A 20,783-nucleotide genomic window follows, 5' to 3' on the forward strand; every position below is an offset into this window, starting at 1 on the left:
ACGCATAGCAACGCACAATGGCTATGCCAACTTCGCACAAGCACTGAACATTCATGAATCCCGATCAATTGACCGACCAGCTCGGGCTGTTTCTCGATGTCTTGGAAAGCGGCAGCTTTTCTGCGGCTTCGCGCCGTCATCCGCTGACACCCTCCGCCGTGGCACGACGCATCGACAGCCTGGAAAGCGCGGTCGGCAGCCAGTTGTTCGTCCGCAGCACCCACGCCGTGCGCGCCACGCCGGCCGGTCTGGCCTTTGCCGAACGCGCGCGGCGCATCGTTGCCGAGCTGCAACTGGCCCGCGCTGAAGCGGTGTCGCTGAGCAGTGCGCCGGAAGGCTTGATCCGCGTCGACGCCCCGGCTGCTTTCGGTCGGCGGCATCTGGCACCGGTGATTGCCGATTTTCTGGTGCTGTATCCGGGGCTCGACGTGCAGTTGCACCTGATCGACAGTTTCATCGACATGCAGGGTTCGAACCTGGGCAAGGTTGATCTGGTATTACGTGCCGGGCAAATGGCCGATACGCGGCTGGTCGCCACCCCGCTGGCAAGCATGGTGCGCATCGCCTGCGCCAGCCCCGAATACCTTAAACGCCGTGGCACGCCAAACCATCCCGGACAGTTGAATGACCATGACGGACTGGATTGGGAAGGCCTTGCCCCGCCCTTCGCCTGGCGCTTCGAACGGGACGGGCAGATGCAACTGCATCGCCCCTCGCGTATCCGCATGAGCGCCAACAATGCCGAGGCGCTGGTATGCGGCGCATTGGCTGGGCTGGGCATCGCGCATTTGCCGACCTGGCTGGCCAGTGAATACCTGCTGCGCGGCGAGCTGTTGCCGCTGTTCTGCGAGAACGGCCTGCCACAACCGGAGACCACCGGCATCTATGCGCTGCGCATGGAACAGCAGACAAACTCGCGCAGTCGCTTGCTCCTGGAATACCTCAAGACCCGTTTCAGCCCGGTGCCACCATGGGATCTGGCGCTGCAACGCGAGCTGGGCCGGCACTAGATTCAGGATAATTATCTGGCGCATTAAACATTCGGGCGCTAGATTCAAGCCCATCATCGAACAAGGCTTTGCCATGACCACCGAACGCGACACCACCGACAACTGCGATCACCTGCGGCTGGACAACCAGGCCTGCTTCGCCCTGCATTCCACTTCACTGATGATGACCAAGGTCTACAAACCGCTGTTGCAAGCGCTGGGCCTGACCTATCCGCAGTATCTGGCGATGATGGTGCTGTGGGAAAAGGACGGTTTGACCGTGGGCGAAATCAGCACCCGGTTGCTGACCGATCCGGGATCGCTGACACCGTTGCTCAAGCGCCTGGAGGGTGAAGGTTTGCTCAGCCGCACCCGCAGTCGCGAGGATGAGCGGGTGGTGATCGTCGAACTGACCGCACAGGGCCGCGCCCTGCGTGACCAGGCCAAGAGCGTTCCGCAATGCATCCTTGGCGCCAGCGGTTTTACCGTCGAGCGCCTGCAGAATCTGCAATCGGAGCTGCAAGCCCTGCGCAGTCATTTGCAAGACAGCCTGCCCGGATAACAACGCTGTCCCTTGTAGGAGTGAGCCTGCTCGCGATAGCGGTGGTTCAGTCGGCTTGCGTATTGCCTGTCCCACCGCTATCGCGAGCAGGCTCACTCCTACAAAGGATCGGTTCACCAGGAAAAATATTCTTCAGCCCCCGCCCCCCCCACCATCCGCTCTAAATCTTCACTTTCAAGCTGATCGACAGTGCCTTTACAGGAATGAGATTCAGCTTTCTCAAAAAATTATCTTGCGCACTAAACATTAGCGAGCTACATTCATTTCGCACTTACTTAGCGCGCAAATAATTAGCGCAAAATAAACACCCGACGAGGCCCATACCATGCAAACTCTCTACACCGCAATCGCAACCTCCACTGGCGGCCGTGACGGTCGTGCGATCTCCAGCGACAACATCCTCGACGTCAAACTCGCCACCCCGAAAGAACTTGGCGGTGCCGGTGGTGCAGCGACCAACCCTGAGCAACTGTTCGCTGCCGGTTACTCGGCCTGCTTCATCGGCGCGCTGAAATTCGTCGCCAGCCAGACCAAACGCAAGATCCCCGACGACGCCTCGATCACCGCGCACGTCGGCATCGGCCAGATCCCTGGCGGTTTCGGTCTGGACATCGACCTGTACATCAGCCTGCCGGGGCTGGAACAGGCAGATGCACAGAGTCTGGTCGACGCGGCGCACCAGGTTTGCCCGTACTCCAACGCGACCCGTGGCAACGTTGATGTGCGCTTGCACACCACCGTTTGAGATCAACGCCAAACCACTGTGGGAGCGGGCTTGCTCGCGAAGGCGTCCTGACAGTTAACACTTCACTGGATGGCCCACCGCATTCGCGAGCAAGCTCGCTCCCACAGGGTTCAGCGGTGAATATGAAATCGCAGGCACAAAAAAGCCCGACTCAATGGTCGGGCTTTTTCTTTCCGCGAAAAGCAGTGCTTATTTGGCACGGCCTTTGTAGGAACCGCCTTCGCGGGTGTCGATCTCGATCTTGTCACCGATTTCGATGAAGTCAGCAACCTGCAGCTCAGTACCGTTGCTCAGCTTGGCTGGCTTCATGACTTTGCCGGAAGTGTCGCCGCGAGCCGAACCTTCGGTGTAGTCAACTACGCGCACGATGGTGGTCGGCAGCTCTACGGAAACCAGACGCTCTTCGAAGAAGATCGCTTCGCAAACATCGGTCATGCCTTCTTCAACGAAAGGCAGAACGGCTTCGATGTCTTCAGCGTTCAGCTCGTACATGGTGTAGTCAGTGGTGTCCATGAACGTGTAGGTGTCGCCGCTGATGAAGGACAGGGTCGCTTCTTTGCGGTCGAGGATTACGTCGTCCAGTTTGTCGTCAGCGCTGTAAACGATCTCGGTCTTGTAACCGGTCAGCAGGTTTTTCAGCTTGGTCTTCATGATCGCGCTGTTACGGCCCGATTTGGTGAATTCAGCTTTCTGAACCAGCCAAGGATCGTTTTCGAGACGGATCACGGTACCGGGTTTCAGTTCTTTACCAGTTTTCATTGCGAATATCCGAATTTGGATGGGATTTACAAAAATCTAGGCCGCGTATCATATCCAATTTAGGTAAAACTGTACCAGCGCCGTGGCAAGATCCGCCTGCAAGCCTTGTTCCAGACACCATTGCTCGGCGTTTTTCTGCAGTTCCGACCAGTGTTTACGGGCCTCTAGCCAGTGCTCGCCGATCGGTTGCCCGGCACTCCAGGCTCGCCACAGACCGTTCATCGCCTCGGCAGCTGCCGACGAAAGACCTTTCGTATACAGCGCAAGGAAAGCGTCGAGCTTATCCAGATGGATGTCTTCGTCCTGCTGATAGATGTGCCAGAGCATCGGCCGCCCGGCCCACTGCGCCCGCACGAACGAGTCCTCTCCACGCACCGCATTGAAATCGCAGCACCAGAGCAATTGATCGTATTGATCCTGACGGACGAACGGCAGCACCTGCACCGTCAGCGCCTGACGTACGTTCAGGTCGCCGACCGCCAGCGAATCGACCCCAAGCCAGCGCGCGACATCGCCAAGAATCCGCCCTTCCGGCACCAACAGATGGGTTGGTTTGTCATCGGCGGCCAGCACATCCAGCCAACTGGCGAGACCGGCGTTCTCGTAGGCAAACAGTGAAATCAGCTGTGCGCCCGGAGCGCGTTCGATGCCCAGACTTTCCAGAAACTGACGCTGCGCAACGGCATCCCGTTGAAATTGCCGACGCCTCTCCAGCAAACCGCTTTCACGCAGCAAGCCCCCCGTCCCCGGTTGAAACCCAGGAAAGAAGAAGAACTTCTGCACCGATTGGTATTTCACCGAGGGCAAGCCGTGACAACCGCTGACCCAGTCTTCGGCGCTGAGGTAATCGAGGTTCATCCACAGCGGCGGCTGTTGGCGCTCGGCCATGGCGTCCATGTACGCCGGAGGCAACTGACAGGCAAACGCGGCGATCACCACGTCCGCGGCTTCCGTCTGCGCCCAGTCGCTCGGCCAGTGCCGCACCTCGACACCCTGCTGCGATTGCTGCGCAAGGTTGATATCGATCTCAGGGCAGATGCGCTCGAAGGCGCGCAGGTCATCGACCCACAGGCGCACCGTCAGTGAATGCTCGGCCACCAGTTGCCGGGCCAGACGCCAGGTCACGCCGATGTCGCCATAGTTGTCGACCACGGTACAAAAAATATCCCAGCGGGTTTTCAATACCGGCATGCAAGACTCCCGTTGGCAAAAGCGCTGATTGTCCGCATAAATGACGTCGTGCAGAAGAGCCGACGGCGATTAATCTTCGTGCGACAATCGCCACTTGCCCGCAATCATCCGCCAGGAGGCAGCCATGCCCTATCGCCCCAACCCGCGTCGTCCGTTGCCTGTTCAGCTTAGCGCGCTGCGCCTGACCGGTAGCATTGCCCTGGGCATGTGGCTGGGCTTTCTGGCCATCGCGCTGACCTGCTGGCTGCTCTCGCGCCTTGTGTTCACCGCACAACTGGCGCCTGTCGCCCAGGCTGTGCAGCAACTGGCCAAGCCGCCGGCGGCGGTCCAGGTACAACCGGACATTCCACCACAGAGCCCGCTGTTCGAGCAGTACGAAGAGAACCTGCGCAAGAACGAGCAGCAGGCACGGTTGGATCAGGCGCGCAGCAGCACGCGCAATCAGTCGAACCCCAAGTGCCAGTTCTGGCTGCAACAGGATCAGACCGCGCCAAGCGAGAAGAGCCGCGCCAACGTTTTGCAATTCTGCGATTGATCATGAACAAGCACACCGTCCACCAATTGATCCTCGACAAACTGCGTGTCGATCTCGACATCGCCGAGCGCGCCGCGCAGACCGCTTACGAAACCGCGACCCACGAAGAGAACATCGCCGAGAACAAGTACGACACGCTCGGGCTTGAGGCGTCTTATCTGGCGGCGGGTCAGGCGAAACGGGTCGAGGAAATCCGTCAGTCACTGGCGCTGTGCCAGAACCTGACGCTGCACGCCTACGATGAAAATCGCGGTATCGAGATCGGCGCCCTGCTCGGTCTGGAAGACGAAAAGGGTCGCGAGCAATGGCTGTTCCTGGCGCCGGATGCAGCAGGCCTGAAAGTCGATGTGGTGGGTCAGCCGATCACCGTCATCACCCCGCGCTCGCCGCTGGGCAAAAGCCTGCTGGGCAAGCTCGAAGGTGATGAGGTGGAGATTCTGGTGGCGGGCACCCGGCAACAGTTCGCTGTCACCGAGGTGCTCTGAGGCAGGGTCTTAGTGGACCGGCAGTTCGACGCCGTCGAACAGCTCTTCCAGCTCTTGCTTGTTGTGGCACTGGATGGCTTTGGCCATCACTTCGCGGGTCAGGTGCGGTGCGAACTTCTCGATGAAGTCGCACATGAAGCCACGCAGGAAGGTGCCGCGACGGAAACCGATCTTGGTGATGCTCGACTCGAACAGCTCGCTGGCATCCAGCACCACCAGGTCGTTGTCGAGTTTGGTGTCGACCGCCATCTTGGCGACGATGCCCACGCCCAGACCGAGGCGCACGTAGGTTTTGATCACGTCGGCGTCGGCAGCGGTGAACACCACTTTCGGCGTCAGGCCACGATGGCTGAAGGCTTCGTCGAGTTTCGAACGGCCGGTGAAACCGAACACGTAAGTCACGATCGGGTATTCGGCCAGCGCTTCCAAGGTCAGCTTCGGCAGCTTGGTCAGCGGGTGGCCCTGCGGCACCACCACGCAGCGGTTCCAGCGGTAGCACGGCATCATCACCAGATCACCGAACAGCTCCAGCGCTTCGGTGGCGATGGCGAAATCGACGGTGCCGTCAGCGGCCATTTCGGCGATCTGCATCGGCGAACCCTGGTGCATGTGCAGCGCCACGTCCGGATATTGCTTGATGAAGTTGCTGATCACCGGCGGCAGTGCATAACGCGCCTGGGTGTGGGTGGTGGCGATCGACAGGGTGCCTTTCTTCTCGTTGGAGAACTCCTGGGCAATCTGTTTGATGCTTTCGACTTTGCGCAGGATCTCGCCAGCAGTGGTGATGATGCGCTCGCCGGCCGGAGTGACGCGGGTCAGGTGCTTGCCGCTGCGGGCGAACACTTCAACGCCAAGTTCATCTTCCAGCAGGCGGATCTGTTTACTGATGCCCGGTTGCGAGGTGTAAAGGCTTTGGGCTGTAGCGGAAACGTTGAGGTCGTGGTGCGCCACTTCCCAGATGTAGCGCAATTGTTGAAGCTTCATATGTATCCCTCAAAGCAGGTAGACGCCACGGGCATCAGCGACGGTATATAACTATATTAATGGTTTGATTAATAAATCTAGAACTTTTTTATCAAAACGCCATTATTCCCGCTTCAGCGATCCCCCAGGCGCCGACGCTCCACCAACGGCACCAGATAGACCGGTACCTTGGCCAATTGCAGGACTCGCGTTGCGGTGCGCCCCAAAGGGGTTTCCGCCCCCACACCGTGGCTATGCGTGCCGACGATCAGCAAATCCACCGAGAGTTTCTGCACCTGGTCGAGAATCACCTGCGCCGGATCGCCCTGCAGTACCCGAACCGCGCGAATCCGCTGCAGATCCTGCTCGCCCTCCTCCCCCAGCTCTTCGCGAAAACTGTCCAGGACCCGCTGCTCGATACTGGCGATGACAGTTTTCAGACCCTGACTTTGGAATTCGTTCAATGCCTGTTCGTCGAGATAGCTTTGCAACACCGACTCGGCAAACAGTCCCATGGGCTCCACCGCATGCACCACATACAAGTCGGCATTGAATGTTCGCGCCAACGCCAGGGCATGCTGCATCACTAACGGTGCGTACAGACCGAGGTCAGTGGCATACAGCATCGAACGAATCATATGACCTCCTCGCGTGCCAACATGGCGGAGATTTGATTCAGCTTAGCAGTGCCTTGGCGAGTACGACGTGCGACCCAACGTCTTGAAGCACTGGGGCTTTAGATCGACGGTTCGTTGCTGATGCCGTGCGGCACGTGGCCGGTGGCGACCACTTCGCGGGCGAGCTCGCAGTGACCGGCCTGATCGTCGAAAAACACATCGGCAGCGAAGGCTTCAAGGAACGCCGATTTGGTCAGCCCGCCGAGGAACAACGACTCGTCGAGACGAATGTCCCACTCGCGCAAGGTGCGGATCACCCGCTCATGGGCTGGCGCCGAACGTGCGGTCACCAGCGCCGTGCGGATCGGGCAATCGTCCTCGGGGAACTCGCGCTGCAGCGCATTGAGCGCCGCCAGAAAGCCTTTGAACGGCCCGCCGTGCAATGGCTCGCGCGCCGCCTCACGCTCCTTGGCCTGAAACGCCTCCAGCCCGCCAGACTGATAAATGCGCTCGGACTCATCGGAGAACAACACCGCGTCGCCGTCGAAGGCGATACGCAGCTCATCGCTGGCGGCACGACTGGCACCACCGGACAAGATCGTCGCCGCAGCGAATCCGGCGTCCAGTGCGGCGCGCACATCTTCGGCGTGCGTGGACAGAAACAGATCACAGCCAAAGGCCTTGAGGTACGGATACGGACTGCGCCCGCCGACGAATGCCGCCCGGGAGATGTCCAGCCCATAGTGATGAATCGAGTTGAAAGCGCGCAGGCCGGTGTCGGCACTGTTACGCGAGACCAGAATCACCTCGACCCGGGCGCGGTCGAGGCGACTGTTGAGGCTCAGGAGTTTTTCCACCAGGGGAAAGGCATCGCCGGGAGCCAGAATCTCGTCTTCGTGTTCGATCTGATATTGCCGGTAGGCTTCGACGCCGCTCGACAGATAGATCTTGTGACTCTCGCTCAGGTCGAACAAGGCGCGAGACGAAATCGCCAGCACCAGCTTGTCATCGATGTTCTTGGCCATGCCTTTCCCCACTCCCCCAAAAAACCGACTCAGGTGTTGCGTCGGTCGATGAAACTCAACGTTCGATACAGCGCTTCGATACGCGGCAGTTCACACCCTGCCGCTTTGGCCGCCGCCAATGGCCGGGCATAAATCGCCTCCAGCTCCAGCGGCCGCTTGTGCAGGAAATCGTGGTACATGCTCGGCCAATAGTCGGGCATTTTCTCGGTCATCATGAACAGGTACTCGGCGTAACCCGGCGGCATGTCGTAGCCACAGGCCCTGGCGCCCTGCACCACTTCGGCCATCAAGGCCTGGATCAGTGCGCGACTGTCGGCGTCGGCCATCAGCGGCGTGGTGCTGGCACCGAGCAACACCGAGAGGCCGTTGTAGGGAATATTCCAGACCAGTTTCTGCCAGCGCGCCTGATGCAGATTGGGCATCGCCTGTGAATCGATGCCGGCGGCACGGAACAGCCCGGCGCCCTCATCGACGATCGCCATGCGCACCGCGTCATCCGCCGCCGGGCCGCTGTGGTAGCCGACGTTCACCGCCCCCAACGCCTGATGAGTAATGTGCCCCGGGCCTTCGCGGTGCACACAGATCAGGCACAGACCGCCGAGCAGATGCAGGAAGTCGGGCAGCAACTCCCGCAAGCTGTCTTCGACGTCCAGACCGTTTTGCAGCACCAGCACTTTCGCGCCGGGTTTGGCCGCAGCAATGATCGCCGGTGCCAGCCCGGCGCTGCTGGTGGTCTTGGCGCCCACCAGCAACCAGTCGCAGGCCGGCATGTCGTCAGCCTTTGCGTAGGCTTGCACCGGGTTCAGCGTCAGGGTGCCGTGGACCGCACTGTCCACCTGTAAACCGCGCTCGGCCACCGCAACGAATTCGCTGCGCAGTAAAAAGTGCACATCGAAACCGGCCCGCGCCAGCATCAATCCGTAGAACCCGCCAATTGCACCGGTGCCGATAATCCCGATCACCGGTTTGTTGTCTGCTCTCACCATCTATGGCAACTCCTCTGCAATTCGACCCAGCGCCTGCGCCACTGCCGTATTCAGCGCAGCGGCTGTCAGGCGCGTGTGCAATGCACCAAAGAACTCGCCGTCGCGCACCACGAACAGCGCCGGCAAATGAAAGACCTGATAGCGCTCCACCAACCCGCCGTTGTCGACGGCATCGATCCAGCACAGGCGATCGACCGCCAGCTCGAACCCGGGCAGCACCTCACGGGCAAACCGGCAACTGGAGCAGCCGACATTGGTGAAAATCACCAGCGAAACGCCGCTCATCGCCAGCAGCCGCTGGTCGGCGTCGAAATCGGTCAGCTGCGATTCGACCACTATACTGGGGGAAACAATGTCAAATGGCCGACACAGGGAGTCTGTGCTCATGGGACGTTTCATTCCTCATCCGGACGAAGTGCCTGTCGAATTAACGTTACTCAAGCCCGAGTGCATTTCCAGGCAACAGCTGCACACTATCAGCCTCGGCGGGATCGCTTGCAATTATCACCGTGCCTGGCGCCACGGCACCGCCCTGCAAGTGCGCATGCCGACGCTCAACACCGACATTTGTTACCCGGGCTATGTGGCGTGGTGCCTGCGGCGCAAAAAGGGCTATCTGCTGGGGATCGCGTTCACCGATGAGCAGACGCTGTTCAGCGCCCGGATGGGCGAACAGGTGTGCCAGATCGAACGCTATTGCCGCATGAACGAGGCCCACGACGACCTGCAGGATATTCAGGCGCTGGCCCTGCAATGGGTCGAACAACACGCCGACGAGTTCTCTCACGACAGCGTTCGCAAGGCTTTTGCCCAGCCAGTGCTGGATTAAAGCGGCGTTTGCCCATTGTCGAGCCGCGTCTGACGCGCTAAGGTTCGGCTCCCCGACGCGCTTAAATCTGCTGTGCTCCGCCGCGCGGGGATCGCTGGCGGCCGGCACCCGTGACCTGACGAGTAAACGATGGCTGATTTACCGATCAACGACCTAAACGTCGCCTCTAACGAGACCCTGATCACTCCTGATCAGCTCAAGCGTGATATCCCTCTGAGCGACACTGCCCTGCGCACCGTCACCAAGGGCCGCGAAGTCATTCGCAACATTCTTGATGGCACCGACCACCGTCTGTTCGTAGTGATCGGTCCGTGCTCGATCCACGACATCAAGGCTGCCCACGAATACGCTGACCGCCTCAAGGAATTGGCGGCGGAAGTCTCCGATACCCTGTATCTGGTCATGCGCGTGTATTTCGAGAAGCCACGGACCACCGTCGGCTGGAAAGGCCTGATCAACGATCCGTACCTGGACGACTCGTTCAAGATCCAGGACGGTCTGCACATCGGTCGCCAGTTGCTGCTGGACCTGGCCGAGAAAGGCCTGCCGACCGCCACCGAAGCCCTCGACCCGATCTCCCCGCAGTATCTGCAGGACCTGATCAGCTGGTCGGCCATCGGCGCGCGTACCACCGAATCCCAGACCCACCGTGAAATGGCTTCCGGTCTGTCCTCGGCTGTCGGCTTCAAGAACGGCACCGACGGCGGCCTGACCGTGGCGATCAACGCCCTGCAGTCGGTTTCCAGCCCGCACCGCTTCCTGGGTATCAACCAGGAAGGTGGCGTGTCGATCGTCACCACCAAGGGCAACGCCTACGGTCACGTGGTGCTGCGTGGCGGCAACGGCAAGCCGAACTACGATTCGGTCAGCGTCGCCCTGTGCGAACAGGCGCTGAACAAGGCGAAGATCAAGCCGAACATCATGGTCGATTGCAGCCACGCCAACTCCAACAAGGATCCGGCCCTGCAACCGCTGGTGATGGAAAACGTCGCCAACCAGATCCTCGAAGGCAACCAGTCGATCATCGGCCTGATGGTCGAGAGTCACCTGAACTGGGGCTGCCAGGCGATCCCGAAAGACCTCGCCGACCTGCAATACGGCGTGTCGATCACCGACGCCTGCATCGACTGGGCCGCCACCGAGAACACCCTGCGCAGCATGCACGCCAAGCTCAAGGATGTTCTGCCGAAGCGTCAACGCAGCTGATCAGCGTTTCGCAGGCATAAAAAAACGCCGGGCTCAGCCCGGCGTTTTTGTGTGTAGGGTTTTATCAGATTTTCGCGGCGCGCTTCTGATGGCGCTCCATGTAGCGCTCGACGTAGGAGCACGACGGAATCACCGTGTAGCCCATTTCTTCGGCGTATTGCAGCGCGCTCTCAGTCAGCGCCGCCGCGATGCCCCGGCCACGCAGGGCGTTGGGCACGAAGGTGCGATAGATATCCAGGGTCTGTTTCCCCAGATCCATATAGGTCAGGTAGGCACGATGACCGTCCACATTGGTCTCGAACTGATGACCAGCCTGGTCATGGTGGATGGACAACGCCTCGCTCATCACTACTCCTCGCGGGTCTTGAATTCTGACCCCTACCTTACCGATGTTTTTCCGGCGAAGGAACATCTACGCCACCCCGTGCCTGATGGACACCGAGAAGAGCCACACCGATCTCGCGCAATCGAGCACGTGATAAATAGTAGGCACCATTGGCGAAAATGCTCAAGGTGCGCTCGTCATCATGCTCGTTGACCGGGTGACATCGATGGGCGTAGTGGCAGGCGTGGGGAAGATCTTCCCGAAACGCTCACCTGAACATTGCCGAATGTCGAGACTTAAGACGCAGCGTCTTGTTTAAAGTCACCTCAAGAGGGACAAAGATATGTGAGGCGTCATGCAAAATCGGAACAAAAGTGTAGACGAATTCATCTAGACAGACTTGGTGCAAGACCGGAAAAACTACACAGGGCAACGGGAACTTTTTCTCATTAGCTGGCTCAAGCCGGGGCTTGTAGCTGGATATTTTTTAAACAGGCCAGTTAAAAGTTGCTCGAAAAAGAATCAACGCCTACAATTTTTTTTGCTTCTTGCGCTACGTCAGTTTACTTACTACAAGTAATGGGTAGTATGTACGCCGGCTATTTCCTCAATCGGAGGAGAAAGCCACTTAATTGAAAGTCCTTGAAGGGGAACACGATGAACAACGTTCTGAAATTCTCTGCTCTGGCTCTGGCCGCAGTTCTGGCTACCGGTTGCAGCAGCGCATCGAAAGAAACCGAAGCACGTCTGACCGCTACTGAAGACGCAGCTGCTCGCGCTCAAGCTCGTGCAGACGAAGCATACCGTAAAGCTGATGAAGCTCTGGCTGCTGCTCAAAAAGCACAACAGACTGCTGACGAAGCTAACGAGCGTGCTCTGCGTATGCTGGACAAAGCTAGCCGCAAGTAATAATCCCTCGGGATTGTTATCAAGCCGACCCAGTTTCTGGGTCGGCTTTTTTGTGCCTGCAGCTTTTGTCCAGGCAATAAAAAACCCGCCGACGCTGCACGCGTCGGCGGGTCCGAATCCGACCTTACTGTTGCAGATCGATCGGCGCAGTCGAGACAATCGGTGCCGAGGTATTCGGCGTGCCGATTTCGGTTGGCAAGCCATCCTCTGCCGCCACTACATCGCGCACCACATCCCAGTTCACGCGCAGGTTATTGGTGATGTCTTCACGCTTGAGCATCGCGTTGATCACCGCCGTGTGCTTGTCGACCACCGACGGGTTGCCCTTGTCGTCGATCGGCGTGTGCGCTTCCAGATAGACCTTGCCGCCACTGCTGCCGAACTTGTACGCGTCGTTGAGGATGCGCACCGAGGTACCGACCGGCACCATGCTGGCCATTTCCAGCACGTTGTTGTTGAACATGCGGAAGCAACCGTGGCTGGTGCGCATGCCGATGCCGAACTTCTTGTTCGAACCGTGGATCAGGTAGCCCGGAGTACCCAAGGTGAATTTGAACGGGCCCAGCGGGTTGTCAGGACCGGCCGGCACCACGTTCGGCAGCGGATCACCATCCGCGGCGTGCTCGGCCTTGATCGAGGCTGGAGGGGTCCAGGTCGGGTTCGGTGTCTTGGCAGTGATCGAGGTGTGCGCAATCGGCGACCCCCAGCCTTCACGGCCGATACCCAGCGGGAAGGTGTACACCACGTTCCGACCTTTCGGGTAGTAGTAGAGGCGGTATTCGGCGAGGTTGATCACGATGCCTTCACGCGGACCCGGCGGCAGGATGAACCGCGTCGGCAGCACGATTTCCGTGCCGGCGCCCGGCAGCCAGGCATCGACGCCCGGGTTGGCCGCGACCATTTCCGAATAGCCCAGATCGTAGGTGGTGCCCAGGTCAGCGAAGGTATCTTCGTACTTGGCCTTGATCACCTGCACCTGGCCGATGATGTCCTCACCGGGTGGTGGCAGGGGAAACTCCAATGCAGCAACGGGACCGGCCACACACAGGGCGGCAAGTGACAGGCAGCGGGTGACGGCAGGAAAGCGCGGCAACATCCGGAAAATCCTTCGCATGATCAACAAGGGTATAGGAGCGCGATTGTACACCGCACCTCGGGAATTCGGGGAGACCACCCTGCTGCAGGCGACAAGGTGCTTTGGGTGGGAGCGGGCTTGCTCGCGAATGCGGTGTGTCAGGCAAAGCATTCGTTGAATGAAACACCGCATTCGCGAGCAAGCCTGCTCCCACAAGGTCAGAGCTCGAAACGCAGCTCAGGCCAGATCGGCGAGGTGCCACGCTTCTGCGATTCAAGGATTGCCCGGCACAACGAACACAGGCGCTGATCCTGAAACACCCGGCGATCGACACTCGACCAGCGCGGTTGCGCCGGCAGCAGGCTGCCACACAACGTCCGGTCTGCCGAGCCACCGAGTTCGAGCTGACGGGTCACCAGATGCACCCGCACTTCCTGGCAGGCGAACAGATCCAGCTGCTCGTCAGGCTCGATCAGTTGGTAGGCAAACAGGGACCAGGCAGAACGCGGCATCGGGGGCTCCAAATAAGGGGGCGCCACATTAGCCGAAAGCCTGTCACTAGAAAAGCCTCATAACAGCGGTTTTAGTGTCGGCCAGACATTTTCCAGCAACTTGCCCTGAGCCCCGGCAGCCGGGTGCAGACCATCAGCCTGCATCAGATCGGGATGGCCGCCCACGCCGTCGAGGAAAAACGGTACCAGCGGGATCTTTTTCTCATCGGCGAGTTTGCCGTAGACCTCGGCAAAAGCATCGGTGTAACGCTTGCCGTAGTTGGGTGGCAGTTGCATGCCGAGCAACAGCACCTTGGCGCCGTTCTGGCGGGAGCTGTCGATCATCGCCGCAAGGTTTTGTTGCAATTGCGTTGGCGGCATTCCGCGCAAGCCATCATTGCCGCCCAATTCGAGGATCACCAGTTCCGGCTTATGCTCTGCAAGCAGCGCCGGCAGGCGCGCCTGGCCTCCGGCACTGGTGTCGCCGCTGATCGAGGCATTGACTACTTTATCGTCAAAACCCTCCTGCTTGAGCCGTTGTTCGAGCAGCGATACCCACCCCAACCGGGTATCCAGTCCGAAACCGGCGCTGATACTATCGCCAACGATCAGGACAGTACCCGCCGCTGCGTTCTGGGCCATGCACATCAAGGCCAGGCCAGCACTCAAAAACCACACACGCATCGGATTCTCCATGGGCGCAAGCATTCTCACCGCGAAGAACCTTAGCAAAGTGGTTCCCAGCGCGGAAGGTGAACTGACCATCCTGCACGAACTCAGCCTGGAACTGAACAAGGGCGACAGCCTGGCCATCGTCGGCGCATCGGGTTCCGGCAAATCCACCCTGCTCGGCCTGCTCGCCGGCCTCGACTTGCCGAGCAGCGGCGAAGTCATCCTCGCCGGGCAAGGCCTGAGCAATCTCGACGAGGACCAGCGCGCGCGCATCCGCGCCGAACATGTGGGTTTCGTCTTTCAGTCGTTCCAGTTGCTCGACAGCCTCAACGCGCTGGAAAACGTCATGCTGCCACTGGAACTCGACGGTCGCAAAGACGCCCGCGAACGCGCCACCGAACTGTTGCAACGGGTCGGTCTTGGCCAGCGCCTGACGCACTCGCCACGCCAGCTCTCCGGCGGCGAGCAACAGCGCGTGGCAATTGCCCGGGCCTTCGCTGCCGAGCCGGACGTGCTGTTCGCCGACGAACCCACAGGCAACCTCGACAGCCACACCGGCGAGCGCATCAGCGATTTGCTGTTCGAGCTGAACATGGAGCGCGGCACAACGCTGGTGCTGGTGACCCACGACGAACGCCTGGCCCATCGCTGCCGGCGCCTGATCCGACTTGAAGCCGGGCTGCTGGTCGCCCCTCTGGAGCCTTGATGGCACGTCTGCCGCTGTTGCGCCTGTTCAGCCTCGCCCTCCGCCAATTGCTGCGCGATGCCCGCGCCGGTGAGTTGCGTGTGCTGTTCTTCGCTCTGGTCGTCGCAGTGGCGGCGAGTACCGCCATCGGCTATTTCGGCGCCCGCCTCAACGGCGCCATGATGCTGCGCGCCACCGAATTCCTCGGCGCCGACCTGGTGCTTGAAGGCAGCTCGCCGGCGCGGGCGGAACAGATCAAGAGCGGCACCGAGCTGCGGCTGGCTCATGCGCAGATCGTCGAGTTTTCCAGCGTCATTGCCACCGACAACGGCATTCAGTTATCGAGCATCAAAGCGGTTGACCGCGCGTATCCGCTGCGCGGCGAACTGAAAAGTGCCCCCGCCCCGTTTGCCACTGAAACCTCTGGCGGCGAACCGCAACCCGGCGAAGCCTGGGTCGAAGCGCGCCTGCTGACCGCACTGGACCTGAAGATCGGCGACAGTATCGACGTCGGCATGAAGACCCTGAAGCTGACCCGCGTGCTGACTTATGAGCCAGATCGCGCCGGCAACTTCTACAGCCTCACGCCCCGGGTGATGATCAACCTTGATGACCTCGCCGCCACTGGCGTGGTGCAGCCCGGCAGCCGGGTCAGCTACCGCGAACTGTGGCGCGGCGAACCGCAAGCACTGGAAACCTATCGACAGCTGATCAAACCCGGCCTGGCCGCCAATCAGCGCATTCAGGATGCCCGCGATGGCAATCGGCAGATCGGTGGTGCGCTGGGCAAGGCCGAGCGCTACCTGAACATGGCCAGTCTGGTCGCGGTGTTGTTGGCCGGTGTGGCAGTGGCACTGTCGGCCAACCGCTTTGCCAGTCGCCGCTTCGATGCCAGTGCACTGCTGCGCTGCCTCGGCTTGTCGCGTCGGGAAACCATGCTGTTGTTCAGTATTCAACTGACGGTACTGGGCTTGGGCGCCGCCCTCAGTGGTGCGCTGCTCGGCTGGCTGGCTCAATTGGGATTGTTTGCCCTGCTGCATGATCTGCTGCCGGCAGATGTACCGCCGGGCGGGCTGTTTCCGGCGATGGCCGGAATCGGTACCGGATTGGTGGCGCTCGCCGGGTTCGCCTTGCCGCCGCTTGCTGCGCTGGGCCGGGTGCCACCGCTGCGGGTGCTGCGTCGTGACATGCTGCCGATTCCCTCCAGCACCTGGATGGTCTACGGCGCGGCGCTGGGCGCACTCGGCCTGATCATGTGGCGCCTGAGCCTCGACCTGCTGCTGACCTTCGCCCTGCTCGGTGGCGGCGTCGTCGCAGCGCTGATTCTTGGCGGACTGCTGCTGTTGCTGCTGAACAGCCTGCGTCGTCTGCTGGCCCGGGCATCGCTGCCGTGGCGCCTGGGTCTGGGCCAGTTGTTGCGTCACCCGCTGGCCGCCGCCGGGCAATCGCTGGCGTTCGGTCTGATCCTGCTGTCGATGGCGTTGATTGCCCTGCTGCGCGGCGAACTGCTCGACACCTGGCAAAACCAACTGCCGAAAAACGCCCCGAACTATTTCGCCCTGAACATCCTGCCGGCGGACAAGCAGGCCTTCACCGATCATTTGGTCAACGTATCCGCACAAGCGGCGCCGCTGTATCCGGTGGTGCCGGGGCGGCTGATCAGCATCAATGGCGAACCGGTGCAGCAGATCGTCAGCAAGGATTCGGCCGGCGACCGCGCGGTTCAGCGTGACTTGAGCCTGACCTGGGCCGCCGACCTGCCGGCGGGCAACAAGCTCACGGCCGGTTCGTGGTGGACCGAGCAACCCTCGGATGACGTACCGGGCGTGTCAGTGGAAGGCAAAGTCGCCGAGAGCCTCAAGCTCAAATTGGGCGATCACCTGGTGTTCAGCGTTGGCGGGGTCAATCGTGAAGCGAAGGTCACCAGCCTGCGCGAGATCAACTGGGACAATTTCCAGCCGAACTTTTTCATGATCTTCCAGCCCGGCACGCTGAAGGATCTGCCAGCGACCTACCTGACCAGTTTCTACCTGGCGCCCGGTCATGATCAGCAGATCGTCGAGTTGTCGCGGGCATTTCCGGCCGTGACCATTCTTCAGGTCGAAGCGCTGCTGGAACAACTGCGCAGCATCCTCGCCCAGGTCACCCTGGCGGTGGAGTATGTGTTGTTGTTTGTGTTGGCGGCGGGGATGGCAGTGCTGTTCTCCGGCTTGCAGGCAACGCTGGACGAACGCATTCGCCAAGGCGCGCTGTTGCGCGCGTTGGGTGCGGAACGGCAGTTGCTGGTCAAGGCCCGGCGCATCGAGTTCGGCTTGCTCGGCGCGGTCAGCGGTTTGCTCGCGGCCATTGGTTCGGAAGTGGTGAGTCTGGTGTTGTATCGCTATGCGTTCGATCTGCCGTGGCACCCGCATCCATGGTTGTTGGTGCTGCCATTGATTGGCGCGGCGCTGATTGGCGGCGCGGGCGTGTTCGGTACACGCCGGGCGTTGAATGCGAGTCCGCTGACAGTCTTGCGCGAGGGTTGATAGACTCCTGCCTTCGTCACCACAAGAAGTTGCCATGAGCCGTTATCGCCCTCCCCGCACCGCCGGCACCGCGCTGATCACCCCAGAAGGTGAAGCGCGGATGCGCGCTGAATTCCATGAGCTGTGGCATGTGCGTCGCCCGCAGGTGACGCAATCGGTCAGCGAAGCCGCGGCTCAGGGCGATCGCTCGGAAAACGCCGAGTACACCTACGGCAAGAAGATGCTGCGCGAAATAGACAGCCGCGTGCGTTTTCTCACCAAGCGTCTCGAAGCCTTGAAGGTCGTCAGCGAAAAACCCAGCGATCCGAACAAGGTCTACTTCGGCGCCTGGGTGACCATCGAGGACGAGGACGGCAAGCAATCACGCTACCGCATCGTCGGCCCGGATGAACTGGATCTGAAGCTGGGTTTGATCAGCATCGACTCGCCGCTGGCCCGCGCCTTGATCGGCAAGGCGCTGGACGCCGAGGTTCGGGTGCAGACGCCAACCGGTGAGCAGTTTGTCTATATCGTGGCGATCGATTACCCGTAACGCGTTTCAGCGACGGGTGATCAGCCCCTGACGCGCAACACGGGTCAGCTGCTTGATCATTTCCGGAGCCTCTTCGGCGCTCGGCGCCTGAATCACTGCCAGATCGAAACTGTCGCTGGCAAAGCGTGCCAGGGACTCGCCGTGTTCGACAAACTGGATCAGGAACGCGGCAGGACCGCCGCTGCGGCGTGGCCAGCCATCGAGATAACGCAACAGCGTCGGCTGATGTTTGCCGCCAAGCAGGATTTTTGGATTGCGCTGGGTGATATGTGCCGTGATCGGCGCGGGACGTGCTGGAGGGCGTAGTGCATTCATCGTGTCGTGTCTCTGCCTCAAAAGTCTGCATGGCAGGTGAGAGGCAACACCGAACCAGCGCTTTAGCGGTATTTCGAAGCCCTGTTCCGGCTTCTGACGGCAACTGTCTGAGTCACCTGGCGCCCCGCAAGTAGCTGTTTAAATCGGCGCATGAGCAACATCCTAGAGAACGTGACCGATGAGTGTCAAGAATCAGCCACAACAAAAAAGGCCCGCACAATGCGGGCCTTTTGCTTGATCCAGAGCACTCAACCGGAGATGGCACGATCCACCGACAGCTTGCCGGCGCCTTCGATCAGCACCGCGATGCTGCCACCGAGCAATGCCAGCGCGAACTCATAACCGTTGTTGGTCAGGAACAGGCCGTTATGGATGTGCACCGAGAAGATCGCCACCAGCGACAGGAAGGTCAGTCCCAGCGCCGCCGGACGCACCAGCAGACCGATGATCAGCGCCAGACCGGCGAAGAACTCAGTGCCACCCGACAGAATTGCCATGACATAGCCCGGTGTCAGCCCCAGGCTTTCCATGTACTGCGCGGTGCCCGCCAGGCCGTAGCCGCCAAACAGACCGAAGAGCTTTTGCGAACCGTGAGCGGCGAAGATCACGCCAACCGCGATGCGCAGAATGGTCAGGCCGTAACCGGCGCGGGTGAACAAAACCTTGTTGATCAGAGAGCTCATGGGGCATTCCTTGTTTTGCGAGAAGTGTGTTGGGATTGGCCGCTATATTAATCAGTTAATTTCATGTTAAAAGCGCAATTATTCCGCCATAACAATCAAATTATTAGATCACTTGCGTGAGGCTACTTTCTGTCCCCGGGGCTCCAGTGACTCCCGTTCCCGGTCGAACGCCAAGTAATACTTGTTCACGCTATTAACATAGCTGACGGCCCCCATGCCCACCTGCTCCATGGCGATGCGCTCGACCTGGAAGAACCACTGGTTCGGGTTCAGCCCACGTCGCCGCGCCTCGGCACGCATGCCTTGCACACGCTCCGGGCCGATGTTGTAGGCCGCCAGGGTGAACGCCATGCGCTCGCGCTCATTGAGTTTCGGACTGTTGAAAAACTTGCGGCGAATCATCGCCAGGTACTTGGCCCCGGCCTGCACATTCGCATCGAGATTCTGGATGTTGTTCACCCCGACCCGTTGCGCCGCAGACGGGGTGATCTGCATCAGCCCGGTCGGGCCGCTGCCGCTGCGGGCGTTGGGTTGCAAGGCCGACTCCTTGAACGCCAGCGCCGCCAGATTCAACCAGTCCATGTTTTGCGCGTCAGCATGCTTTTGCAGGGTCGGGCGCAGTTTTTCCAGACGCTGACGGTCAGCCTTGGCCAACGGATAGTGCACTTGATAGAGGCGCCGATAGATCCGCAGAAACTCTGCATCTTCGTTCGACGGCTTCTTGTAGCCAACCAGGAAACGATCGATGCTCGCCCGCAGCATCGAGGCATCGCGGCGCACGAACCAGTATTCCTCACCCGGCTCGCTGATCATCAACTGCCGGTCAAGACGCAGTTTGGGCAGGATCTTGCCCCAGCGCTCGGCGATGGGTTGCTCGACGATGGTCAGGTGAAATATCCCGCCCTGGACCATCTCCAGCACGTCTTCGACGGCCAGCGTGGGATCGACCCACTCGATCTTGATCGGCGCCAGTTTGTGCAACGCAAGTTTCTGATTGAGCTGGCTGACCGCCTCCCCCGCCGCACTGCCGGTCGGCAAAGCGAGGGTTTTGCCGGACAGCTGTTCGACCTTGGTGTAGCGGCGCTCGCCCTTGATACCGACCAGCACCAGCGGCACATTGCGGGCAATCGGCTCACTGCTGGCGACCGCATGTCCCGATTGCAGATCAAGCAGTTCTCCAGGCGCTACCAGATCACCTTCACCACGCTGCAAGGCACCGAGCAGTTGATCCTTGGCTTTGGGAATGATCTTGAGGGTGACTTCCTGACCATCACGGGCATGGCCATTGAGGTATTGCTCGAAGGCGCGCAGGCGGTGGTATTCGACACCGATGGCCTGGCCCTGGACTTCACCGGAGCTGTTGCGGCTCTGGTTGACCAGCACTCGCAGCACGCGGCTGCTGCGGATCTCCGACAGGTCGCGGACCTTGGCGGCCGGCACGGCTTGCAATGGCCCGGGCAGGCGCGCTACCGCCGTTATCGGCAGCAGCAGCGACGCACACAACAGGAGCAAAACCGAGGGACGATGCATCCACTCTCCGGAAAGAATACGGGGCGTTTTTTACCGCTGAACGGTCAAAAACACCGACGAAAACAGAGCGCCTTGAGCGCTGGCAAAGTGCGAGAGACTGGCACAGTGATGGCATTTATGCCAACCCGGGCTGCGTCACGGCATCAAAA

General features: G+C 60.3%; 25 protein-coding genes. 11 read left to right on the forward strand and 14 right to left on the reverse strand.

Going from position 1 to position 20,783, the window contains the following annotated elements:
* Positions 1-53: 53 nt before the first annotated feature.
* From QMK55_RS04510 to QMK55_RS04520, 3 genes are all read left to right on the forward strand, one after another.
* Positions 54-1,010 (forward strand): LysR family transcriptional regulator, encoded by a 957-nt coding sequence (locus QMK55_RS04510; protein WP_102354029.1) that lies wholly within the window; start codon positions 54-56, stop codon positions 1,008-1,010.
* 73 nt (positions 1,011-1,083) lie between these two features.
* Positions 1,084-1,551 carry a MarR family winged helix-turn-helix transcriptional regulator gene (locus QMK55_RS04515; RefSeq protein ID WP_102354030.1) on the forward strand — a complete coding sequence of 156 codons (468 nt, stop codon included), beginning with the start codon at positions 1,084-1,086 and terminating at the stop codon, positions 1,549-1,551.
* 325 nt (positions 1,552-1,876) lie between these two features.
* Complete coding sequence (locus QMK55_RS04520) at positions 1,877-2,296, forward strand: organic hydroperoxide resistance protein (protein ID WP_102354032.1); 420 nt, start codon at positions 1,877-1,879, stop codon at positions 2,294-2,296.
* A 189-nt stretch (positions 2,297-2,485) separates the two neighbouring features.
* Here QMK55_RS04520 and QMK55_RS04525 read toward each other — a convergent pair whose 3' ends face one another.
* Both QMK55_RS04525 and earP read right to left on the reverse strand, forming a co-directional pair.
* The gene (locus tag QMK55_RS04525; RefSeq protein WP_028619992.1) at positions 2,486-3,055 is read right to left on the reverse strand and encodes an elongation factor P; all 570 of its coding nucleotides are present in this window, start codon (positions 3,053-3,055) and stop codon (positions 2,486-2,488) included.
* Between the two features lie 48 nt (positions 3,056-3,103).
* Complete coding sequence (gene earP, locus QMK55_RS04530; RefSeq protein ID WP_320328739.1) at positions 3,104-4,246, reverse strand: elongation factor P maturation arginine rhamnosyltransferase EarP; 1,143 nt, start codon at positions 4,244-4,246, stop codon at positions 3,104-3,106.
* A gap of 124 nt (positions 4,247-4,370) precedes the next feature.
* On the opposite strand from earP, the gene QMK55_RS04535 reads away from it, so the two are divergent.
* Together QMK55_RS04535 and QMK55_RS04540 are read left to right on the forward strand one after the other, a co-directional pair.
* The gene (locus QMK55_RS04535; protein WP_102354034.1) at positions 4,371-4,781 is read left to right on the forward strand and encodes a hypothetical protein; all 411 of its coding nucleotides are present in this window, start codon (positions 4,371-4,373) and stop codon (positions 4,779-4,781) included.
* Between the two features lie 2 nt (positions 4,782-4,783).
* Complete coding sequence (locus QMK55_RS04540; protein WP_320328740.1) at positions 4,784-5,266, forward strand: GreA/GreB family elongation factor; 483 nt, start codon at positions 4,784-4,786, stop codon at positions 5,264-5,266.
* 9 nt (positions 5,267-5,275) lie between these two features.
* Here QMK55_RS04540 and cysB read toward each other — a convergent pair whose 3' ends face one another.
* The 5 genes from cysB to QMK55_RS04565 all read right to left on the reverse strand — a co-directional run bounded on the left by cysB (position 5,276) and on the right by QMK55_RS04565 (position 9,244).
* Positions 5,276-6,250, reverse strand: a complete 975-nt coding sequence (gene cysB / locus QMK55_RS04545) for an HTH-type transcriptional regulator CysB (RefSeq protein ID WP_007908591.1) — start codon at positions 6,248-6,250, stop codon at positions 5,276-5,278.
* Between the two features lie 113 nt (positions 6,251-6,363).
* The gene (locus QMK55_RS04550; protein ID WP_320328741.1) at positions 6,364-6,867 is read right to left on the reverse strand and encodes a universal stress protein; all 504 of its coding nucleotides are present in this window, start codon (positions 6,865-6,867) and stop codon (positions 6,364-6,366) included.
* Between the two features lie 98 nt (positions 6,868-6,965).
* Positions 6,966-7,871 carry a 5'-nucleotidase gene (locus QMK55_RS04555; RefSeq protein WP_102354036.1) on the reverse strand — a complete coding sequence of 302 codons (906 nt, stop codon included), beginning with the start codon at positions 7,869-7,871 and terminating at the stop codon, positions 6,966-6,968.
* 29 nt (positions 7,872-7,900) lie between these two features.
* Positions 7,901-8,857, reverse strand: coding sequence for a putative 2-dehydropantoate 2-reductase (locus QMK55_RS04560; protein WP_102354037.1), 957 nt, complete (start codon positions 8,855-8,857; stop codon positions 7,901-7,903).
* Positions 8,858-9,244 (reverse strand): thioredoxin family protein, encoded by a 387-nt coding sequence (locus QMK55_RS04565; protein WP_320328742.1) that lies wholly within the window; start codon positions 9,242-9,244, stop codon positions 8,858-8,860.
* On the opposite strand from QMK55_RS04565, the gene QMK55_RS04570 reads away from it, so the two are divergent.
* Both QMK55_RS04570 and QMK55_RS04575 read left to right on the forward strand, forming a co-directional pair.
* The gene (locus QMK55_RS04570) at positions 9,243-9,686 is read left to right on the forward strand and encodes a PilZ domain-containing protein (protein ID WP_102354039.1); all 444 of its coding nucleotides are present in this window, start codon (positions 9,243-9,245) and stop codon (positions 9,684-9,686) included. The two genes, QMK55_RS04565 and QMK55_RS04570, sit on opposite strands and share 2 nt — an antisense overlap.
* Positions 9,687-9,815: 129 nt before the next feature.
* Entirely contained in the window at positions 9,816-10,892 is a 1,077-nt protein-coding gene (locus QMK55_RS04575) for a 3-deoxy-7-phosphoheptulonate synthase (RefSeq protein WP_102354040.1), read from the forward strand.
* Positions 10,893-10,956: 64 nt separating this feature from the next.
* On the opposite strand, the gene QMK55_RS04580 is transcribed toward QMK55_RS04575, so the two are convergent.
* Entirely contained in the window at positions 10,957-11,238 is a 282-nt protein-coding gene (locus tag QMK55_RS04580) for a GNAT family N-acetyltransferase (RefSeq protein ID WP_025113131.1), read from the reverse strand.
* Between the two features lie 636 nt (positions 11,239-11,874).
* Here QMK55_RS04580 and oprI point away from each other — a divergent pair.
* A complete protein-coding gene (gene oprI, locus QMK55_RS04585; RefSeq protein ID WP_025113130.1) occupies positions 11,875-12,126 on the forward strand; it encodes an outer membrane lipoprotei OprI in 252 nt (83 codons plus the stop codon).
* 124 nt (positions 12,127-12,250) lie between these two features.
* On the opposite strand, the gene QMK55_RS04590 is transcribed toward oprI, so the two are convergent.
* The 3 genes from QMK55_RS04590 to QMK55_RS04600 all read right to left on the reverse strand — a co-directional run bounded on the left by QMK55_RS04590 (position 12,251) and on the right by QMK55_RS04600 (position 14,376).
* On the reverse strand, positions 12,251-13,222 hold the full coding sequence (locus QMK55_RS04590) for a L,D-transpeptidase family protein (protein ID WP_102354041.1): 972 nt from the start codon (positions 13,220-13,222) through the stop codon (positions 12,251-12,253).
* 197 nt (positions 13,223-13,419) lie between these two features.
* Complete coding sequence (locus tag QMK55_RS04595; RefSeq protein ID WP_007955656.1) at positions 13,420-13,713, reverse strand: hypothetical protein; 294 nt, start codon at positions 13,711-13,713, stop codon at positions 13,420-13,422.
* Between the two features lie 57 nt (positions 13,714-13,770).
* A complete protein-coding gene (locus QMK55_RS04600) occupies positions 13,771-14,376 on the reverse strand; it encodes an arylesterase (RefSeq protein ID WP_320328743.1) in 606 nt (201 codons plus the stop codon).
* Between the two features lie 10 nt (positions 14,377-14,386).
* Here QMK55_RS04600 and QMK55_RS04605 point away from each other — a divergent pair, with 10 nt between their 5' ends.
* From QMK55_RS04605 to greB, 3 genes are read left to right on the forward strand one after another with little or no spacing between them, the layout of a single operon-like run.
* Positions 14,387-15,070 (forward strand): ABC transporter ATP-binding protein, encoded by a 684-nt coding sequence (locus tag QMK55_RS04605; protein WP_102354043.1) that lies wholly within the window; start codon positions 14,387-14,389, stop codon positions 15,068-15,070.
* Positions 15,070-17,574, forward strand: a complete 2,505-nt coding sequence (locus QMK55_RS04610; protein ID WP_320328744.1) for an ABC transporter permease — start codon at positions 15,070-15,072, stop codon at positions 17,572-17,574. Before QMK55_RS04605 ends, QMK55_RS04610 begins: the two co-directional genes overlap by 1 nt.
* A 34-nt stretch (positions 17,575-17,608) precedes the next feature.
* On the forward strand, positions 17,609-18,106 hold the full coding sequence (gene greB, locus QMK55_RS04615; protein ID WP_003226818.1) for a transcription elongation factor GreB: 498 nt from the start codon (positions 17,609-17,611) through the stop codon (positions 18,104-18,106).
* 6 nt (positions 18,107-18,112) lie between these two features.
* Here the strand turns inward: greB and QMK55_RS04620 are convergent, their stop codons facing one another.
* From QMK55_RS04620 to QMK55_RS04630, 3 genes are all read right to left on the reverse strand, one after another.
* On the reverse strand, positions 18,113-18,421 hold the full coding sequence (locus QMK55_RS04620) for a hypothetical protein (protein ID WP_102354045.1): 309 nt from the start codon (positions 18,419-18,421) through the stop codon (positions 18,113-18,115).
* 248 nt (positions 18,422-18,669) lie between these two features.
* Positions 18,670-19,104, reverse strand: coding sequence for a DoxX family protein (locus QMK55_RS04625; protein WP_102354046.1), 435 nt, complete (start codon positions 19,102-19,104; stop codon positions 18,670-18,672).
* 108 nt (positions 19,105-19,212) lie between these two features.
* Complete coding sequence (locus QMK55_RS04630; protein ID WP_102354047.1) at positions 19,213-20,634, reverse strand: transglycosylase SLT domain-containing protein; 1,422 nt, start codon at positions 20,632-20,634, stop codon at positions 19,213-19,215.
* Between the last annotated feature and the right edge of the window lie 149 nt (positions 20,635-20,783).

Origin of the sequence: Pseudomonas sp. P8_229 (genome assembly GCF_034008635.1) — a bacterium.
Classification (GTDB): domain Bacteria; phylum Pseudomonadota; class Gammaproteobacteria; order Pseudomonadales; family Pseudomonadaceae; genus Aquipseudomonas.